This window comes from Micromonospora palomenae (assembly GCF_007829925.1).
GTDB classification, from domain to species: Bacteria; Actinomycetota; Actinomycetes; order Mycobacteriales; family Micromonosporaceae; genus Micromonospora; species Micromonospora purpureochromogenes.
The window spans coordinates 105,909-123,358 of record NZ_VIXA01000003.1 but is presented as its reverse complement, the minus strand read 5'-3'; the positions used below and the strand labels follow the sequence as shown (position 1 = coordinate 123,358).

The 17,450-nt window shown below is 72.8% G+C and carries 16 protein-coding genes; 8 read left to right on the top strand and 8 right to left on the bottom strand.

Annotated features, from left to right (window positions below):
- Window positions 1-46 precede the first annotated feature (46 nt).
- Together FHX75_RS21470 and FHX75_RS21465 are read right to left on the bottom strand one after the other, a co-directional pair.
- Window positions 47-3,028 carry a UPF0182 family membrane protein gene (locus FHX75_RS21470; RefSeq protein ID WP_211364537.1) on the bottom strand — a complete coding sequence of 994 codons (2,982 nt, stop codon included), beginning with the start codon at window positions 3,026-3,028 and terminating at the stop codon, window positions 47-49.
- 115 nt (window positions 3,029-3,143) lie between these two features.
- Window positions 3,144-4,157, bottom strand: coding sequence for a YlbL family protein (locus FHX75_RS21465; RefSeq protein WP_170285430.1), 1,014 nt, complete (start codon window positions 4,155-4,157; stop codon window positions 3,144-3,146).
- Window positions 4,158-4,338: 181 nt separating this feature from the next.
- Between FHX75_RS21465 and FHX75_RS21460 the strand changes: the two genes are divergently transcribed.
- The gene (locus FHX75_RS21460) at window positions 4,339-5,574 is read left to right on the top strand and encodes a zinc-dependent metalloprotease (RefSeq protein ID WP_170285429.1); all 1,236 of its coding nucleotides are present in this window, start codon (window positions 4,339-4,341) and stop codon (window positions 5,572-5,574) included.
- A 96-nt stretch (window positions 5,575-5,670) separates the two neighbouring features.
- Here FHX75_RS21460 and FHX75_RS21455 read toward each other — a convergent pair whose 3' ends face one another.
- Window positions 5,671-6,279 carry a hypothetical protein gene (locus FHX75_RS21455; protein ID WP_154942155.1) on the bottom strand — a complete coding sequence of 203 codons (609 nt, stop codon included), beginning with the start codon at window positions 6,277-6,279 and terminating at the stop codon, window positions 5,671-5,673.
- A 132-nt stretch (window positions 6,280-6,411) separates the two neighbouring features.
- Window positions 6,412-6,942, bottom strand: a complete 531-nt coding sequence (locus FHX75_RS21450) for a M48 metallopeptidase family protein (protein WP_154942154.1) — start codon at window positions 6,940-6,942, stop codon at window positions 6,412-6,414.
- Window positions 6,943-7,455: 513 nt separating this feature from the next.
- Here FHX75_RS21450 and FHX75_RS30910 point away from each other — a divergent pair.
- From FHX75_RS30910 to FHX75_RS21440, 3 genes are all read left to right on the top strand, one after another.
- Complete coding sequence (locus FHX75_RS30910) at window positions 7,456-7,623, top strand: DUF5679 domain-containing protein (RefSeq protein WP_012014940.1); 168 nt, start codon at window positions 7,456-7,458, stop codon at window positions 7,621-7,623.
- 205 nt (window positions 7,624-7,828) lie between these two features.
- Window positions 7,829-8,914 carry a ThiF family adenylyltransferase gene (locus FHX75_RS21445; RefSeq protein ID WP_154942153.1) on the top strand — a complete coding sequence of 362 codons (1,086 nt, stop codon included), beginning with the start codon at window positions 7,829-7,831 and terminating at the stop codon, window positions 8,912-8,914.
- Between the two features lie 155 nt (window positions 8,915-9,069).
- On the top strand, window positions 9,070-10,401 hold the full coding sequence (locus FHX75_RS21440) for an ABC1 kinase family protein (protein ID WP_154942152.1): 1,332 nt from the start codon (window positions 9,070-9,072) through the stop codon (window positions 10,399-10,401).
- 307 nt (window positions 10,402-10,708) lie between these two features.
- Here FHX75_RS21440 and FHX75_RS21430 read toward each other — a convergent pair whose 3' ends face one another.
- The 3 genes from FHX75_RS21430 to FHX75_RS21420 all read right to left on the bottom strand — a co-directional run bounded on the left by FHX75_RS21430 (window position 10,709) and on the right by FHX75_RS21420 (window position 13,746).
- Entirely contained in the window at window positions 10,709-11,074 is a 366-nt protein-coding gene (locus tag FHX75_RS21430) for a WhiB family transcriptional regulator (protein WP_088960445.1), read from the bottom strand.
- Window positions 11,075-11,201: 127 nt separating this feature from the next.
- Window positions 11,202-11,456, bottom strand: coding sequence for a hypothetical protein (locus FHX75_RS21425; protein WP_088964418.1), 255 nt, complete (start codon window positions 11,454-11,456; stop codon window positions 11,202-11,204).
- 124 nt (window positions 11,457-11,580) lie between these two features.
- Window positions 11,581-13,746: an ATP-dependent DNA helicase UvrD2 gene (locus FHX75_RS21420; protein ID WP_154942150.1), complete on the bottom strand. Its 2,166-nt coding sequence runs from the start codon at window positions 13,744-13,746 to the stop codon at window positions 11,581-11,583.
- 94 nt (window positions 13,747-13,840) lie between these two features.
- Here FHX75_RS21420 and FHX75_RS21415 point away from each other — a divergent pair, with 94 nt between their 5' ends.
- Window positions 13,841-14,083, top strand: coding sequence for a mycoredoxin (locus tag FHX75_RS21415; RefSeq protein ID WP_154942149.1), 243 nt, complete (start codon window positions 13,841-13,843; stop codon window positions 14,081-14,083).
- A gap of 69 nt (window positions 14,084-14,152) precedes the next feature.
- On the opposite strand, the gene FHX75_RS21410 is transcribed toward FHX75_RS21415, so the two are convergent.
- A complete protein-coding gene (locus tag FHX75_RS21410; RefSeq protein WP_154942148.1) occupies window positions 14,153-15,412 on the bottom strand; it encodes an MFS transporter in 1,260 nt (419 codons plus the stop codon).
- Between the two features lie 229 nt (window positions 15,413-15,641).
- Between FHX75_RS21410 and FHX75_RS21405 the strand changes: the two genes are divergently transcribed.
- The 3 genes from FHX75_RS21405 (at window position 15,642) to FHX75_RS21395 (ending at window position 17,416) form a co-directional block, all read left to right on the top strand.
- On the top strand, window positions 15,642-16,619 hold the full coding sequence (locus tag FHX75_RS21405) for a helix-turn-helix domain-containing protein (protein WP_154942147.1): 978 nt from the start codon (window positions 15,642-15,644) through the stop codon (window positions 16,617-16,619).
- A gap of 72 nt (window positions 16,620-16,691) precedes the next feature.
- Complete coding sequence (locus FHX75_RS21400; protein ID WP_154942146.1) at window positions 16,692-16,925, top strand: DUF397 domain-containing protein; 234 nt, start codon at window positions 16,692-16,694, stop codon at window positions 16,923-16,925.
- Window positions 16,926-17,140: 215 nt separating this feature from the next.
- On the top strand, window positions 17,141-17,416 hold the full coding sequence (locus FHX75_RS21395; RefSeq protein WP_154942145.1) for a hypothetical protein: 276 nt from the start codon (window positions 17,141-17,143) through the stop codon (window positions 17,414-17,416).
- Window positions 17,417-17,450 lie beyond the last annotated feature (34 nt).

Here is a 17,450-nt window from a genome sequence, read left to right as displayed (position 1 = left end):
GACCGGCAGGTCCTCGGGTCGCGGGCTCGTCGGATCGCGCTGCGGCTCAGCCGCTCGGCGTCGGTGACGGCGCCGACGGGCTGCCGCTCGGCGTCGGCGCCGGCCCGGCGGCCTGCTGCGCCTGCTGGAAGGCGGTCATCGCCTCGTCCAGCGCCTTGAGCGCCCGGCCGTACCGCTCGAAGTCGCCGGACGTCTGCGCGGCCTTGACTTCGACGATCGCCGTCTGCACCCGCTCCGCCGCGGCGGCCAGCTCACCGGTGAGCGGCGGCGGGTTGGCGCCGCCCGGGGGCGGCGGCGGGGTCCCGCCGGGTGGCGGCGGAGTCCCGCCGGGCGGCGGCGTGGTGCCCTGCCCGGCCCGCTTGCCCTGGTCGACAAGCTGCTTGATGCCGTCGGTGAGGTTGTCGGCCAGCGCCACGTAGGAGCCGCCGTCGCCGTAGGAGAGCAGCACCTTCTGCAGCAGCGGGTACGCGTCCTGCTGGTTGCTCTTCACGTAGACCGGCTCGACGTAGAGCATCCCGTCACCGAACGGCAGCGACAGCAGGTTGCCGTAATGCACCTGGGCCTGGTTGGAGGAGAGCAGGTTGAGCTGCTGCCGGATGTTGGCGTTGTTGGTCATCTGCTGGTGCACCTGGACCGGCCCGGAGACCCGGGTCTGGTCCGGCAGCTCCCACACCTCCAGCTTGGGCTGACCGTCGACGTACGACCCGGAGATCAGCGCGGCGAGGTTCTGCCGCCCGTTCGGGGTGACCGCCGCGGTGATCTGGAAGCGCGGCCCCTGCTGCCCGGGGAACTGGGTGAACAGGTAGTACGGCGGCTGCTTCTGCCCGCTGTCCGGCGCGTCCGGCACGTTCGGCACCTGCCAGAAGTCCTGGCCGGAGTAGAAGTCACCGGGGTCGGTCACGTGGAACTTGGTGAGCAGGTTCCGCTGCACCTTGAACATGTCGGCCGGGTAGCGGAAGTGCTCGGCCAGCTCCGCCGGGATGGCGTTCTTCGGCAGCACCAGGTCCCCGCCGAACGCCTTGTTCCAGGCCTTGAGCACGGGGTCGGTCTCGTCGAACTCGTAGAGCCGCACCGTGCCGTCGTACGCGTCGACGGTGGCCTTCACCGAGTTGCGCATGTAGTTGACGTTCTCCCGGGCTAGCTGGAACGTGCCCCGGTTGGTCAGCTCGTCGGCGGTCTCGGTCTGCAGGTTGACCCGCTCGGCGTACGGGTAGGTCGCCGCGGTGGTGTAGCCGTCGACGATCCACTGGATCCGGCCGCCCACCACCGCCGGGTACGGGTCGCCGTCGAGGGTGAGGAAGGGGGCGACCTTCTCCACCCGGTCCCGCGGGTTGCGCACGTACAGCAGCCGCGAGTTGTCGTTGACCGCCTCGGAGAGCAGGAAGTTCGACTCCTGCTCCTTGATGGCGTAGAGCAGCCGACGGGTGAACGAGCCGATGTCGACGCCGCCCTCACCGGTGTAGGTGTAGTACTGCTCGCCGCCGGTGGTCGGGGTGGGCCGGTCGAACTCGGCGTTGCGGGTCTCGTCGGCCTGCCCGACGATCGCGTAGTCGTTCTCCTCCATCCGCTCGCCGTAGTAGATCCGCGGCTGGGTGGCCGGGATCTGCTCGGCCTGCGAGGAGCACGCCTCCTGCGCCTTCTCACCGAGGAAGCCGGAGACGAAGTACGGCTGGCCGCCGCAGACGACCTGGTTGGCCGGGGCCGCGACGAGGCCGTACCCGTGGGTGTAGACGGTGTGCCGGTTGATCCAGTTGTTCTGCTGGTCGGTCAGCTCGTTGTAGTTGATCTCGCGGACGCCGACCACGTAGTCGGAGGTCTTGTTCGCCACCGAGTACCGGTCGATGTCGAGCTTCGGCCCGAAGTCGTAGAAGCCGCGGACCTGCTGGAGCTGCGTGTACGTCTCGGAGACCAGTTGCGGGTCGAGCAGCCGGACGTTCGGCACCACCGAGGTGTCGGTGGCCAGGTTCGCCGGCGGGGTGAGATTGTTCGCCGCGTACCCGGTGGTCTTCGTGTCGCCCAACCCGAACGCGGCCCGGGTGGCCCCGATGCTGCGTTCGATGTACGGCGCCTCCTTGTCCCGGGCGCTCGGCTTGACCTCGAAGGTCTGCACCGCCCACGGGTAGATGCCGCCGATCGCGACGGCGGAGACGCCGAGCAGGGCCAGCGCGATGCCCGGCCAGACCAGGTTCCGCATCACCGCGTTGGAGAAGACGATGATGGCGATCGCCACCACCACCGAGATGTACGCCAGGATCTCCTTGGCCGGCAGCAGCGCGTTGACGTCGGCGTAGCCGGCGCCGTAGAGCTTGGCGCCCTCGTTGTACTCCAGCAGCATCGCCCGCCGGTCCAGCACGTACGCGACGGCCTTGAGCAGCACGAAGACGGCGACCAGCGTGGTGAGGTGGGCCCGCGCGGCGTTGGTCATCCGGTCGCCGACGCCCTGCAGCCGCACCCCGCCGAAGATGTAGTGCACGGCCAGCGCGCCGAGCAGCGCCAGCACCACCGCGGTGAAGCCGACGCCGAGCAGGTAGCGCCAGAAGGGCAGCTGGAAGACGTAGAAGCCGACGTCGACGCCGAACTCCGGGTCCTTGACGCCGAAGTCGCCGCCGTTGCGGAAGAGCAGCCACTGGTTCCACCGGCTCTGCGCGGAGAGGCCCGCGAAGAGCCCGAGCACGACCGCGGTCACGCTGATCCAGGTGCCGATCCGGGGCGTGAGCAGCATCCGGTAGCGCTCCAGGGTGGCCTGCTCCAGCGAGTGCGGCCGCAGCGCCGGTCGCAGCCGGTACGCCAACCAGAGGTTGCCGGCCACGAAGAGCCCCAACCCCACCCCGATGGTGAGGAAGAGCAGCAGCCGGGTGACCAGCACCCCGGTGAAGACCTGGGTGTAGCGGACCTCTTCGAACCAGAGCCAGTCCGTCCAGGCTTGGACACCCCAGCCGAGCAGGGTGAAGAGCACGAACACCCCGACCAGGACACCGATGGTGACGCGTCCGCGCCGACTCATCCTCGGCAGGGGGCTGCTACGCATGACCACTGTTGGCTCCGCACGCTCGATGTGATCGGCTCCGGACAGGCACCCAGAGTACGGGGTGTTCCTGAACGTGTCGGTCCAAGGTCACGGCGGGCTGTCGCGGTGCCCGGGCTCAGCAGCGGATCGGCTGCCCGCCCGACCGCAACGTCTCCAGCGCCGTCAATGCCTCGTCCAGCGAGCCGACCCTGATCAGGGGCAGGTCGGGCTGCGGATTGCGGACCGCCTCGGCGCAGTTGTCCGCCGGCACCAGGAAGACCTTCGCGCCGGCCTTCTTCGCCCCGACGAGTTTCTGCGCGATCCCGCCGATCGGACCAACCCGGCCCTCGTCGTCGATGGTGCCGGTGCCGGCGATGATCTTCCCGCCGGTCAGGTCGGCCGGTTCGAGCTTGTCCACGATGCCGAGGGCGAACATCAGCCCGGCGCTCGGCCCGCCGATGTTGGCCAGGTCGATCTTCAGCGTGAACGGGTGCGGCTGCCGCTGCTCCGGCACCAGCCCGACGCGCGGCCGGCCGTCCTGCTCCCGGCTGGTGACCGTGGCCGTGCCGGCCACGCCGTCGCGGGTGTAGCCGATTCGCAGCGCGGTGCCGGCCGGCTTCGCCCGGACCAGCTCCACCAGCTTGGTCGCCGTGGTCACCTTGACCCCGTCGACCGTGGTGATCACGTCGCCGGCCTTGAGCACGCCCGCCGACGGGCCGTCGGAGGCGACCTCCTTGGCCACCACCTGCACCGGGTAGCCGAGTTCCACCAGCGCGGCGGTCTCGGCGCTGGTCTGCGAGTTCTGGAAGTCCTCGGCGTTGCGCTTCTCCACCTCCTCCTGGCTCTCGTTCGGCGGGTAGACCAGCTCGCGCGGCACCACCGCCTCGTCGGCGGAGAGCCAGCCGGCGATCGCCGCGCGCAGCTTGACCGTGGGCTGCACCCCCACCGTGGTCATCCGCAGCTGGCCGGCGGAGTTGGACGTCGATCGGCCGGTGACCTGGATGACCTCCTTGCCGTCCGAGGTGCCGAGGGTGTTCACCGTCGGCCCCGGGCCGAGCACCACGTACGGGATGGGCGCGCCGAGCACGCCGATGCTGAGCAGAGTGGTGAGCAGAGCACCGAGGAGGACGGTCACGCCGCGACGTCTCATGCGGCAGAGCGTACCGATTCAGGCGGTGCCGCCCGGGCGCCGAGGCCGACTTCGCCCTCAGCGCAACGACAGCGAGGGCGACCTGGGGCGCGGCGCGCGTACCGTAGACGTCGTGCCTGATATTCCGTTCGGTTTCGCGCTCCCGGGTGGGCAACCACCAGACCCCAACGATCCCGCGCAGATGCAGCAGTTCATGTCGCAGTTGCAGCACCTGCTCTCCGCGTCGGGCAGCGGGCCGGTCAACTGGGACCTGGCCCGGCAGGTGGCCGCCAGCCAGCTCGCCGCCGCGGGCGACCCGGCGGTGTCGCCGTACGAGCGGCACGCGGTGGAGGAGGCGCTGCGCATCGCCGACCTCTGGCTGGAGCCGGCCTCCGCGCTGCCGTCCGGCATCCGCACCTCCGTGGCGTGGAACCGCAACGAGTGGATCTACAAGACCCTCGACGTCTGGCGCAAGCTCTGCGACCCGGTGGCCAGCCGGATGGTCGGCGCGATGGGCGACCTGGTGCCGCCGGAGGCACGGGCCCAGCTCGGCCCGATGCAGTCGATGGTGGCGACCCTGGGCGGGGCGCTCTTCGGCGGGCAGCTCGGCCAGGCGCTCGGCTCGCTCGCCGCCGAGGTGCTCTCGGCCGGCGACATCGGCCTGCCGCTGGGCCCGGCCGGCACCGCCGCGCTCGTCCCGGCCAACATCCGGGCGTACGGCGAGGGCCTGGAGCTGCCCGAGGACGAGGTACGCCTCTACGTCGCCCTGCGCGAGGCCGCCCACCAGCGGCTCTTCGAGCACGTCCCGTGGCTGCGCGGGCACGTGCTGACCGCGGTGGAGAACTACGCCTCCGGCATCCGGGTCAACCGGGAGGCGATCGAGGAGGCGATGGGCCGGGTCGACCCGACCGACCCGGAGTCGATGCAGGCCATCGCCCTGGAGGGCATCTTCACGCCGGAGGACACCCCGGCGCAGAAGGCGTCCCTGGCCCGACTGGAGACGGTGCTCGCGCTGGTCGAGGGCTGGGTCTGCCACGTGGTCGACAACGCCGCCGGCGAGCGGCTGCCCAACGTGGTCCGCCTCGGCGAGGCGTTCCGCCGCCGCCGGGCCGCCGGCGGTCCGGCCGAGCAGACCTTCGCCGCGCTGGTCGGGCTGGAGCTGCGACCGCGCCGGCTGCGCGAGGCGTCGGCGCTCTGGGCCGCGCTCACCACGCACCGGGGCATCTCCGGCCGGGACGCGGTCTGGGGCCACCCCGACCTGCTCCCCTCCGACGACGACTTCGCCGACCCGGTGGCCTTCGCGACCGCCCAGCTCGACCTCGACGACGAGCTGGCGAACTTCGACTTCACCGCGCCGGGCGGCCCGGAGGAGCAGGCGCCGGGCGGCGGCACCCCGCCCCGCTCCGACGACTCCGGGGACGACACCGACAAGTCCTGATCCGCACCGCACCGGCCGGGCCGCGCACCACGCGCGCCCGGCCGGCGGCGTCCGCACACCCGTCCGGTGCAGCGTTCATCGGCAGGGCGTGGGGGGTCAGCTTCGACGGGCGGGGCCGGAGAGGAGGGCCCGGGTGGCCTCCCAGCCCTCGACCGCCGGGTTCAGGGCGGCCAGGTCGGCCGGGCCGCGCAGCCGCCGCCAGGCGGGAGTGACCGCCACGTCGCCCGGGGCCGGCGCCACGCGGCGCACGTCCGCCGGCACCGCCGCGTCGAGGTCCAGCGCCGGCAACCATCCGGGTACGGGCAGCCGGGTCGCCACCCCGAGCAGGCCGGGCCCCTCTCCCTCGACCGGGGCGACCGCCACGGGCCGGCTGGTGAGCGGCCGGAGCAGCTTGCCCAGGGTCAGGCCGGGCAGGTCCGGGGCGTCGGCGGCAACCACGGCCGCCTGGTCGTACCCGGGCAGCGCGGCCAGTACGGCGTTCACCGTGGGCTCGGCCACCTCGTGCACGGCGGTACCCGGCCAGATCACGGCGTCGGCGAGCCAGCGGTCCGCCGGGGTGACCGCCACCGCGGTCTCCACCTCGCTGAGCGTGGCGAGCATGTCGACGGTGTCCTCGGCCAGCGCGGTACGCCAGTCCACCGGATCGATTCCCGGCGGCGCCCAGGCCACCGGGCCGAGCAACGCCACCACCACACGTCGGGTCACCCTCCGACCCTAACGTCCGGGGTGATCGACTCCGTGTCGCCGCTATGGCGGTATCCGAGGCGGACGGATGCCGCCACGTCGCCGACAGGGACGCGCGGCCGGCGGGAGCGGGCCGGCCAGAGCGGTGCGGGGTCAGCCGGGGACGGGTACGGCCGAGGCGGCGGCGACGCCTTCCAGGTAGCCGCGGGCCCGCTCGGTCTTCGGGTACCGGCCGACGAGCTCCCAGAACCGGGCGTTGTGACTGGGCACGATCAGGTGCGCCAGCTCGTGCAGCAACACGTAGTCGAGGACCCAGTCCGGCATGTCCTGGAGGCGGTGCGAGATCCGGATGGTCCGGTCGGCCGGGGTGCAGGAACCCCACCGGCCGTTCTGGTTGGTGACCCAGCGGACGCTGGCCGGCAGGGCGTCGCTGCCCTGGTCGGGGAGGTAGAGGTTGATCAGGCGCAGCGCCCGGTCGAGCAGTTCGGTGTCGGAGCGGGCGAGCCGGCCCTCACGGGCGGCGAGCCGGGCGAGCATCCGGTCGACCCACTCGCTCTCCTCGGCTCGGGAGAACTGGTCGGGGATCAGCACCACGACCCGCTCCCCGTCGCGGTAGGCGGACACCGTGCGTCGCCGGCGCTGACTGCGCCGTACCTCGACGACCGGCTTCCGCGCCCCAGCCATCAGTGGGCCGCGCAGCCGTGCATTCCTGCCACGAGGGAAAGCTAATGCGTACTGACCAGGGGTCCGCAAGGGTCAACACCGCGACACGCGCCCGGAAAATGGTGTTTGGTCGCGAGGAGTCCCGAAAAAAACTGTGGATGACCATGTCGGGCCGCCCCGATCACCCTTCGTGGCGGCCGGGGAGGCACTCGACGCTCGCGTCCCACCCACCGTAGGTGATCACCGTCCGCAGCGCCGCTCGGGCCCCGTGCGGGCGTTTTTGCGGGTCTCCGACCGGCGTGTCCCCGGCAAACTCACTAATCCGGCCCATTCCGGCATGCACACTCTCGACGTCGACTTCCTCACAGTGTCGATGCACAGCTGACATGGATTCGCCCAGATCTGGGTAGGGTCCGCCAACCAGCGGTCACGAAGGTGTCCGCGGAGAAAGACCCAGCGCCTGGGCCCCGCGTGGCCCGCCGCCGGGAGACCCGCCGGGCCGGCTCGCCCGGCGGACGAGACGAGGAGGCTACCGTGGCCGACCAGGCCCAGACCTACAACGGTTACTGCGTCAAGTGCAAGGAGAAGCGGGACTTCGAGGGGCGCGTCGAGGTTTCGAAGACCGGGATGAACATGGCCAAGGGCAAGTGTCCGGTGTGCGGCACAACAGTGAACCGCATCCTGGGCAAGGCCAAGGTCTGACCCGTACGCGTTCCGGGGGGAGGGGTGGCCGGCGGCCGCCCCTCCCCCGCGCCGTTCCCGGCGGCACGACGGTGTCGGGAGGGCGACAGAGTTACCCGCCGGTTGTGGATATCCCGCCGCTTCCTGTGGACAGCGCTGGACAGAGCGCCGCGCACCTGTGGACAACGATCGACGGACAGCGCCGACTCGGTCACGATCCGTCGTCATGAGCCCGTCGACCCGCCCGGCCCACCCGGCCCTCTCCCGCCCGCCCCTGCCCCGCCCGACCCTGCTGCCCGGCCTGACCCGGCTCTGGCGCGATCGGCACACCCTGCAACTCGGGCTCGACCCGGGGCGCGCCGTCCTGCTGGAGGTCGCCGACCCGCGCGCCGCGCGCCTGCTCGACCTGCTCGACGGCAGCCGCAGCGAGCGCGGGGTCCTGGCCGACGCCGCGGCCGCCCGGATCGGCCCGGACGAGGCCCGCGAACTGCTGGACGCGCTGCGCGCCGCCGGCCTGGTCGTACCCGCGCACACGCTGCTCCCCCGGGATTTGGCCGGCCCGGCGCGCAGCCGCCTCGCCGCGGAGGCCGGGGCGCTCGCGCTGGCCGCGCCCACCCTGCCCGGCACCCCGGCGCAGGTGCTGCGTCGGCGGCGGGCCGCCCGGGTGGTGGTCGCCGGCGCCGGCCGGTTCGGCGGCCCGGTCGCCGTCGCGTTGGCGCAGGCCGGAGTGGGTCATGTGGCACCCGAGCTCGCCGGCACGGTCGGCCCCGCCGACCTGGTCGGCACCGGGCTGGCCGCGTCCGACGTGGGCCGCCCGCTGGCCGCCGCGCTCCGCTCGGCGATCGGCCGGACCGCCCCCGGCACGCAGACCCGCCCGTTGCGCCGCGGCCGGGTGGAGCTGGTGGTCCACCTCGGCGCCGACCGGCCGGCCGCCCTGCTCGCCGCCGGGTACGCCCAGCGTCGCCAGCCGCACCTGCTGCTCGGCCTGCGCGAGGGCGTACCCGTGGTCGGGCCGCTGGTGCGACCGCCGGTCGGTCCCTGCCTGCACTGCCTGGACCTGCACCGGGCCGACCGGGACCCGGGCTGGCCCGGGCTCGCCGCCCAGCTCGCGGCGGACCCGGCCGACCAGGCGTGCGCTGCCGCGACCCTGCTGGCCGCCGTCGGCTACGCGGTCGCCGAGGCGCTGGCCCACCTCGACGGCGGCGCTCCCGAGACGCTCGGCTGCGCCGTGGAGATCGGTGCGGCGGGCCGGTTCCGGCGCCGGATGTGGCCGCCGCACCCCTCCTGCGGATGCGCCGGCCGCCGGCGCTGACCAGCCACCCGCCGCAGCGGGAGAACGGCCGGTGGCGCGTCGGCCCGCTCGAGCGGCGGGACAGGTGGGGCCGGAGGGGGCGCGGAGGAGGGAAGCCGGGGCCGAGCCCGGCTTCGGAGCAGCAGCGGGCCCACCGAGTCGGTAACAATGACCAAGTGACCGACATCCCGCGCCGGGCCGTGTCCCGGACCGCCAAGCTCGCCGCTCTGCCGCTCGGCTTCGCCGGGCGGACCGTCCTCGGCATGGGTAAGCGCGTCACCGGGCTCGCCTCCGACGTCATCTCCGCCGAGATCCAGCAGCGCACCGCCGAGCAGCTCTTCAGCGTCCTCGGGCAGCTCAAGGGCGGGGCGATGAAGTTCGGTCAGGCGCTGTCGGTCTTCGAGGCGGCGCTGCCGGAGGAGATCGCCGCCCCCTACCGGCAGGCGTTGACCAAGCTCCAGGAGGCGGCTCCGCCACTGCCCGCGGCGACCGTGCACAAGGTGCTCGCCGAGCAGCTCGGGCCGGACTGGCGGGACCGGTTCGTCGAGTTCAACGACACGCCGGCCGCCGCGGCGAGCATCGGGCAGGTGCACAAGGCGATCTGGCGGGACCCGGAGACCGGCGAGGCGCGGACCGCGGCCGTCAAGATCCAGTATCCGGGCGCCGGCGACGCCCTGCTCGCCGACCTCAAGCAGCTCTCCCGGCTGGGCGGGATGTTCCGGGCCATCCAGCCGGGTCTGGACGTCAAGCCGCTGCTGGTCGAGCTGCGGGAGCGGGTCACCGAGGAGCTGGACTACGAGCTGGAGGCCGAGTCGCAGCGGGCCTTCGCCGCCGCGTACGCCGACGACCCGGAGATCTTCATCCCGGCCGTGCTCTCCAGCTCGCCCCGGGTGCTGGTCACCGAGTGGATCGAGGGGACGCCGCTGGCGGACATCATCCGCGAGGGCACCGAGGAGCAGCGGGACGAGGCGGGCCGGCTGATGGCGACGCTGCACCTGTCCGCGCCGCCCCGGGCCGGCCTGCTGCACGCCGACCCGCACCCCGGCAACTTCCGGCTGCTGCCCGACGGCCGGCTCGGCGTGATCGACTTCGGCGCGGTGGCGCGGATGCCGGAGGGCACCCCGGAGCCGATCGGCCGGATCGCCGGGCTGGCGTTGCGCGGCGACGCGGACGGGGTGGTGGACGGCCTGCGGAAGGAGGGCTTCGTCAGCTCCACGGAGCCGATCGACGCCCACGCGGTGCTCGACTTCCTGCGGCCGATGCTGGAACCGATCGCCGCCGAGGAATTCCGGTTCACCCGGGCCTGGCTGCGGTCCGAGGCGGCCCGCCTGGCCAGCCCGAAGTCGCCGACCTACCAACTCAGCCGGCAGCTCAACCTGCCCCCGTCGTACCTGATGATCCACCGCGTGACGCTGGGTTCGATCGGGGTGCTGTGCCAGCTCGAGGCCAAGGCGCCGTACCGGGGGATCCTGGAACGCTGGCTGCCCGGCTTCGCGCCGGTGGCCTGACCGGGCCACGCGACGACGCGGGGGCGGTGACCGGATTCCGGTCACCGCCCCCGCGTACTCGGTAGGGATCTAGAGAGCGCCCAGGTCGCGAGCCGACTGGCTCCGGCTCTTCATCGCGACGGTACGGGCGGAACGGGTTGCCTCAGTGCTCGTGGTGGTACGACCGGCCTGAGGCCGGCGCATTCGGGCACGGGACAACGCTTCGTGGAGTAGTTGCATCTCGGTTCCGTTCGGGTAGTTCAGCAGCATTGGTTTCGGCTTTCTCGCGGCCGGTGTCGGACACCGGCGGGGTTGGAACGGGAAGTTGTCAGGCCGCCAGCCGGACCGCGTTGCGCGACGTGGCCACACCACTGGCCACCAGTCGCGCCTCGGCCTCGACCCGGAGCGCCGCGTCGCGGGCGAGGTCCTCCTTGCGCGGACGGCCACGGGGCCGCTTGCGCGGGACGACCGCGCCACGCTCGAAGATCTCGCCGCCCCAGACGCCCCACGGCTCCGCCCGCTCCACCGCACCGGCGAGGCACTCGACGCGCAGCGGGCAGTCCCCGCAGAGCGACTTGGCCAACTCCAGCTCGGCGGGCTGGTCGGAGAACCACAGGTCAGGGTCGAACTTCCGGCAGGGCAGGTTCGCCTCCATCTCGACGCTCACGTCGAGCGGGGCCAACGCCAGACTCATCGCCCGGTCACCTCTCTCTCACTTCGATCTCGTGGATCGCATTTCCGACGTACGGCGGGCAAAAAACTGAGGCCGCGGATCCCGGTGAGCGGGTTCCGCGGCCTCGAGGTGAGCCGGTGGTCTGGATTCAGACCGGTCTACCTCGAGGTGGAACGCCGCGGACATCCGTGCGCTTCTTGGCGACACCGATGCCCATGCCCGTGAAGCCACTGGTCCCCTCGACTCCGATCGGTGCGACGGTCAGGGTCAGCTCGGCCTGAGCCTGGACCTGGTGCACCTGCGGAACCGACGGTCGCGTGGCGGCAAGGGCCACCCGGACAGTCGACAGCGGAGCGCAGGCAGCTGGCATCGCCGCCGGACGCTCATAGGTGAAGATCTCCACGGGTGCCACCTCCCTCACGTTCCTCGTGCCGACTTGGTCTCCCACCCCGTGAGCAGCCGGAATGGCGCCGCTCCCGAGGTGTGCCATGAGGCTATTCCTCGCCCGGGGGCGAGGGCAAACGAATTTACGACGAGATTTCGAAAGTTTTTTGCGGCGCGATGTCGTCCACCGCCGCACCGTCCACGAGCGCCAGCACCGCCTCGCCGTAGAGGCCGAGCTTGCGGGGCCCGATCCCGGCGATGGCGATCAGCTCCTCGGTCCGCCCGGGACGCCGCTCGGCCAGCGCGGTCAGGGTGGCGTCGGTGAAGACGACGTACGCCGGGACCTTCTGCGCGCCGGCCACCCGGGCCCGCCAGTCCCGCAGCCGCTCGTACAGGTCCTCGTCGATGTCGGACGGGCAGGTCGGGCAGCGGCCCAGCTTGCGGTCCGGGCCGGCGAGCAGGGTCGCGCCGCAGATCCGGCAGGAGACGATCTGGGTGGCGGGGCGGCGCGCGGCGGTGCGCTTCGCCACGCCGCCGCCGGCCCGCTCGCCACCACCGGAGCGGTCCAGCTGGGGTAGGAACCGGGACGGCCGCCGGGCCCGGCCGCCCGGCGAGCGGGCCGAGGCGTACGACAGCCAGAGCCACTGCCGGGCGCGGGTGATCCCGACATAGAGCAGCCGGCGCTCCTCCTCGACCTGCTCCGGGGTACGGGCGTACGTGGTGGGCAGGGTGCCCTCGGAGAGCCCGACCAGGAAGACCGCGTCCCACTCCAGCCCCTTGGCCGAGTGCAGCGACGCCAGCGTCACCCCGTCGACGGTCGGCACGTGCTGCTGGGCGGCCCGGCGGGCCAGCTCCTCGTTGAAGTCGCTGAGGGTCACCGGCCGCTCCACCGCGGCGGCCTCGCCGATCGGCAGCACCTCCGGCGTCGCCGCGTACTCCTCGGCGAGCTGGACCAGCGCGGCCAGCGCCTCCCACCGTTCCCGCGCGGCGCCGCCGGGCGGGGGCGCGTCGGGGGCCCAGCCCACCGCGGTGAGCGCCTCGACCACGGCGGCCGGCAGCGGGGTCTCCCCCGGGATCGAGCGGGTGGCGGCCCGCAGCGCAACCATCGCCTGGCGCACCTCGACCCGCTCGAAGAACCGCTCCGCCCCCTGCACCACGTACGGCACGCCGGCCTCGGTCAGCGCCTTCTCGTACGCCTCGGACTGCGCGTTGGTCCGGAACAGCACCGCGATCTCCTTGGCCGGGGTGCCCCCGTCGACCAGGGTCCGGCAGCGGGCGGCGACGGCGTTCGCCTCGGCCGGCTCGTCGGTGAAGATCCGCAGCTCCGGCTCGGGGCCCGGCGGGCGCTGCCCGTGCAGCTCCAGCCGCAGCCGCGCCTCGGCGCCCCGGGCCTGCGAGATCACCGCGTTGGCCAGCCCGACCACCTGGGGGGTGGAGCGGTAGTCGCGGACCAGCCGGACCACCGTCGCGCCCCGGTGCCGGCGCGGGAAGTCGACCAGGTACGACGAGGTGGCCCCGGTGAACGAGTAGATCGTCTGGCTGGCGTCGCCCACCACGGTCAGGTCGTCCCGGCCGCCGAGCCAGGCGTCCAGCAGCCGCTGCTGCAACGGGTTGACGTCCTGGTACTCGTCGACGACGAAGTGCCGGTACTGGCCGCGCACCTGCTCGGCGACGTCCCGGTGCTCCTCGATCCCCCAGACCGCGGCGCGCAGCATGTCCTCGAAGTCGATCACGCCGTTGGAGCGCTTGAGCCGCTCGTACGCGGCGAAGACCTCGGCCACCTTCGCCGGCTCGTACGGCGTCTCGCGCAGCGCCTTGGCCGCGGCGATTACGTACTCCCCCGGCTCGACCAGCGACGACTTGGCCCACTCGATCTCCCCGGCGAGGTCGCGCGCGGCGGCCCGGTCGGCGCGCAGGCCGACCTTGGCGGCGGCCAGGGTGACCACCCGCACCTTGCTGTCCAGCAGCTCGGGCATGGCGCGCCCCTCCAGCAGCCGGGGCGCGAAGTAGCGCACCTGGCGCAGCGCGGCGGCGTGGAAGGTCCGCGCCTGGACACCGGACACCCCGAGCACGGTGAGACGGGCCCGCATCTCGGCGGCGGCCCGGGCGGTGAAGGTGACCGCCAGCACATGCCGGGGGGAGATCTCGCCGGTGAGCGCGCGGTGGGCGATTCGGGAGGTCACCGCACGGGTCTTGCCGGTGCCCGCGCCGGCTAGGATGCAGACCGGGCCGGCGGGGGCGGTCACCGCCGCGCGCTGCTCCGGGTCGAGCCCGGCGAGCACGACTTCCGCCGCTGAGTGAACCCCCACAGCGAGGAATCATCTCAGCTCCCGCTGATGTTGCAGCGGTTAGCCTGACCTGAACGACAGGCCGGGGCGACGCGAGCACTTGGAGGACCTGACCATGTTGACGATGTATTCCACCCCGTGGTGCGGCTACTGCCACCGGCTCAAGTCGCAGCTGGACCGGGAGGGCATCGGGTACGAGGTGGTCGACATCGAGCAGGACCCGAAGGCGGCCCAGTTCGTGATGAGCGTCAACGGCGGCAACCAGACCGTCCCCACGCTGCGCTTCGCCGACGGCAGTGCCCTGACCAACCCCTCCATCACCCAGGTCAAGCAGCACCTGGCCAGCCTCGCCGGCTGACCCCTCAGCACTCAGGAGAAGTGGTCGTTCCCCCGGAACGGCCACTTTTCCGTGTCCGGGTACGGGCGCTCAGAGGCGGGTGGCGTCGGGGGTGAGGTGTTCGGCCGGGTGGGGGCGGCGGGGCGACGGGACTCCAGCGGGCGTCCCGGGCGGCGGGGAGAGCCGGCGGCCGCGCCAGAGCCAGGCGCCGGCGGCGGTGGTGACCACCCCGACCAGGACGAACAGCAGCCGGTAGTCGAACACCCCGACGAGCAGCGCGCCCGCCCCGATGGAGCACGCCTGCGGGCCACTGACCAGCGCCTCGGACGCCGCGGCGACCCGGCCCAGCAGCCGGGGCGGGGTACGCCGCTGGATCAGCGTGGCGAGCCCCACCATGGTCAGCGGCAACGAGACCCCGGCCAGCAGCAGCGCCAGCACCCCGAGGCGGAGGTCCGGCCAGGCCAGCGCCAGCGCGGCCGGGCCGAAGAAGGTCACCCCGGCGGCGAGCGCCCCGACCTCGCCGATGCGGCGTACCACCGCGGGTGAGAGCAGGCCGCCCACCAGCCCACCCACCCCCTGCACGGTGACCAGCACCCCGACGAACGCGGCGTCGCGGTCCAGCCCCTGGTCGACGTACGCGAAGATCAACGACTCGCTGAAGCCCATCACCAGCGAGCCCAGCCCGTAGCCGAGCAGGGCCCGGCGCAGCGCCGGCTCGCCGGCCAGGTGCCGCAGCCCGGCGCCCAGCTCGGCCGGCCAGCGCAGGGTGGCCGCCGCCGGTTCGGTCTCGGCCACCCGGAGCAGCCCGACCACGGCGGCGGCGGTGACGAACCCGACCATCGCCAGGGTGGTGAGCAGCCAGCCACCGACGGCCGCGTAGAGGGCCGCCCCGGCCAGCGGGCCGCCGAGCCGCAGCCCCTGCCGCACGGTCTGCAGCGCCCCGTTCGCGTCGGCGAGCAGTTCGCTGGGCACCAGCTGCCGGATCAGGCCGCTGAGCGTCGCGCTGAGCGTGAGATACGACAAGCCGTACAGCGCGGCCACCACGTAGATGATCCAGACATCGGCGCGGTCCCGGACCGCGAAGAGCGGGGTGAGCAGCATGGCGGTGCCCAGGTTCGCGGCGACGAAGAACGGCCGCCGGCGGTAGCGGTCGACCACCCAACCGACCAGCGGCGCCAGCGTCATCGGGGCGATGATCGCGAAGATGGTGGCGCCGGCCAGCCCGTCGGACCCGGTCAGATCCTTGACCCAGATGGCGAGCGCGAGCAGCAGGATCGACTCGGCGGCCATGCTGGCCAGCAGCGCGCCGAAGAGCAGTCGGAAGTCGGGGCGGCGCAGGACGGTGCGCATGAGGGTTCCCTCCGCGGGGATGGCGCCGGTCGGCGCGTCAGGGGGAGGTGCGGCCGGCCCGGTCATCGTCGCCCGGACGGCCGACACCTTCCACAGTCCTCTTTTTGTCTCGTGACACGCCCTCGCCGGACCCTCCGGCACCGGTCGCGCCGTCCATACTGACCGTGGGGGGCGAATTTCATACAGTTACCGTCGCGTCCGCGGCGGTCGACGCGAAACGAGGACACCCGTGCCTCCTGCCGTACCCAGTCCGATCCTGCGACGACGCAGGCTCGGCACCGAACTGCGCCGCCTGCGCGAGGCGGCGGGACTCACCGGCGACCAGGTCATCGAGCGGATCGGCTGGGCGTCGGCGTCCAAGCTGTCCCGGCTGGAGAACGGGCGCAGCCGCCCGGACCCGGACGACGTACGCCTCCTGCTGGACCTCTACGGCGCCGAGCCGGAGGCGCGCGACGACCTGATCGGGATCACCCACGAGGCCGGGGACATGCGCGGTTGGCGCAAGTCGTACCCGGTGATGACGCAGCAGCAGCTCGGCTGGGCGGAGATCGAGGCCGGCTGCGCGGAGATCCGCGAGTACAACCCGGTGCTGGTGCCGGGGCTGCTCCAGACCCCCGGCTACGCCCGGCTGCGGATCGTCTCGGCCGACCGGGCGGCCAGCGCGACCGGCGACCCCGAGGCCGGCGAGGACCCGGAGACCGAGGTACGCGCCCGGCTCGCCCGCCAGTCGCTGCTGGACCGGGTCGACGGCCCGCGCTACACGGCGGTGCTGGAGGAGGCCGCGCTGGGCCGCCGGGCCGGGCCGCCGGAGGTGCTGCAGGAGCAGCTGGTGAAGCTCTGTGAGCTGGCCATCCTTCCCAACGTCACGCTGCACCTGCTGCAACGCGACACGGTGATCGGCGACTTCTACCTGCCGCCCACCGCCTTCTCGCTCTACCGGTTCGCCGATCCGCAGGATCCGGAGACCCTGGCGATCGAAGGCGGCTTCATCGACGTCATGTCACACGAGGCAAACCCGGTAAATCGCTATAAAGTGGCCTTCGAGTGGCTGTGCTCGGCGGCGCTCTCCGCATCGGACACCCTCTCCTGGCTCTTCGAGGCGACGGGGCGGCTGACCGACTCGGCAGCCCCGTCCACGTCGGCCCACGGGTCGGCAGCGGCGCCGGTCCAGCGCCGGCGACACTCCGGGCGCCTGACGGAACGGTGATCCACACCGGACCCCGTCGGGGCCGGGCGGGTCACTCGTCCCCATCGGAGTTCCAGGAGCAGGAGCAGAACCATGAACGACATCCGCAACACCGTCTCCGCCCGGCAGCTCGCCGACGCCCCGTGGCGCAAGAGCACCCGCAGCCAGACCTCGAACTGCGTGGAGGTGGCGCCGCTGGGAGCCGGTCCGGCCGTGGTCGCGCTGCGGGACAGCAAGGACCCGAGCGGGCCCGTGCTGCTGTTCAACCGGGCCGGCTGGCTCGGCTTCGTCGGCGGCGCGAAGAACGGGCAGTTCGATCTGAACTGATCCGGTGACGCAGCGAGGGGCCGTCGGCGCACCGCCGGCGGCCTCTCGTCGTCTCCGCCGGCGCGAACGTCCCCACCAGGCATCGGATGATCGGATGAGACCGGACGGATGGCCGCGTTTCACTTGCTGGGACGACGTGCGGGCGTAACATGACGAAAGAGTGACGTGGAACTTCCACAGAGTGCTCACCCGTCGCGGTCCATCCGGAGACAGCCATGCGTTTCCTGATCGTTCGTACCGACATCCGCACCGCCGCCGACAACGACATCGCCGCCGCCTGGGCCGGTGGTGGCCTGCTGCGGGACGAGACGACCGCGCCCGAACCGCGCCGTCAGATCGTGCACGCCGAGGACCGCGACGCCGCGCTGCTGCTCGCCCGCGCGCTGTCCACCGTCGGCGCCGTCCGGTCCGGCCGGCAACGGGTCAAGGTGCTCCCACTCGACGAGCCCGGCGTCGTCCACCAGGAGTGGTGGGAGGCCAGCGGCACCTGACAACCACCGACGTCCGCCGTGGTCGGACCGGCTC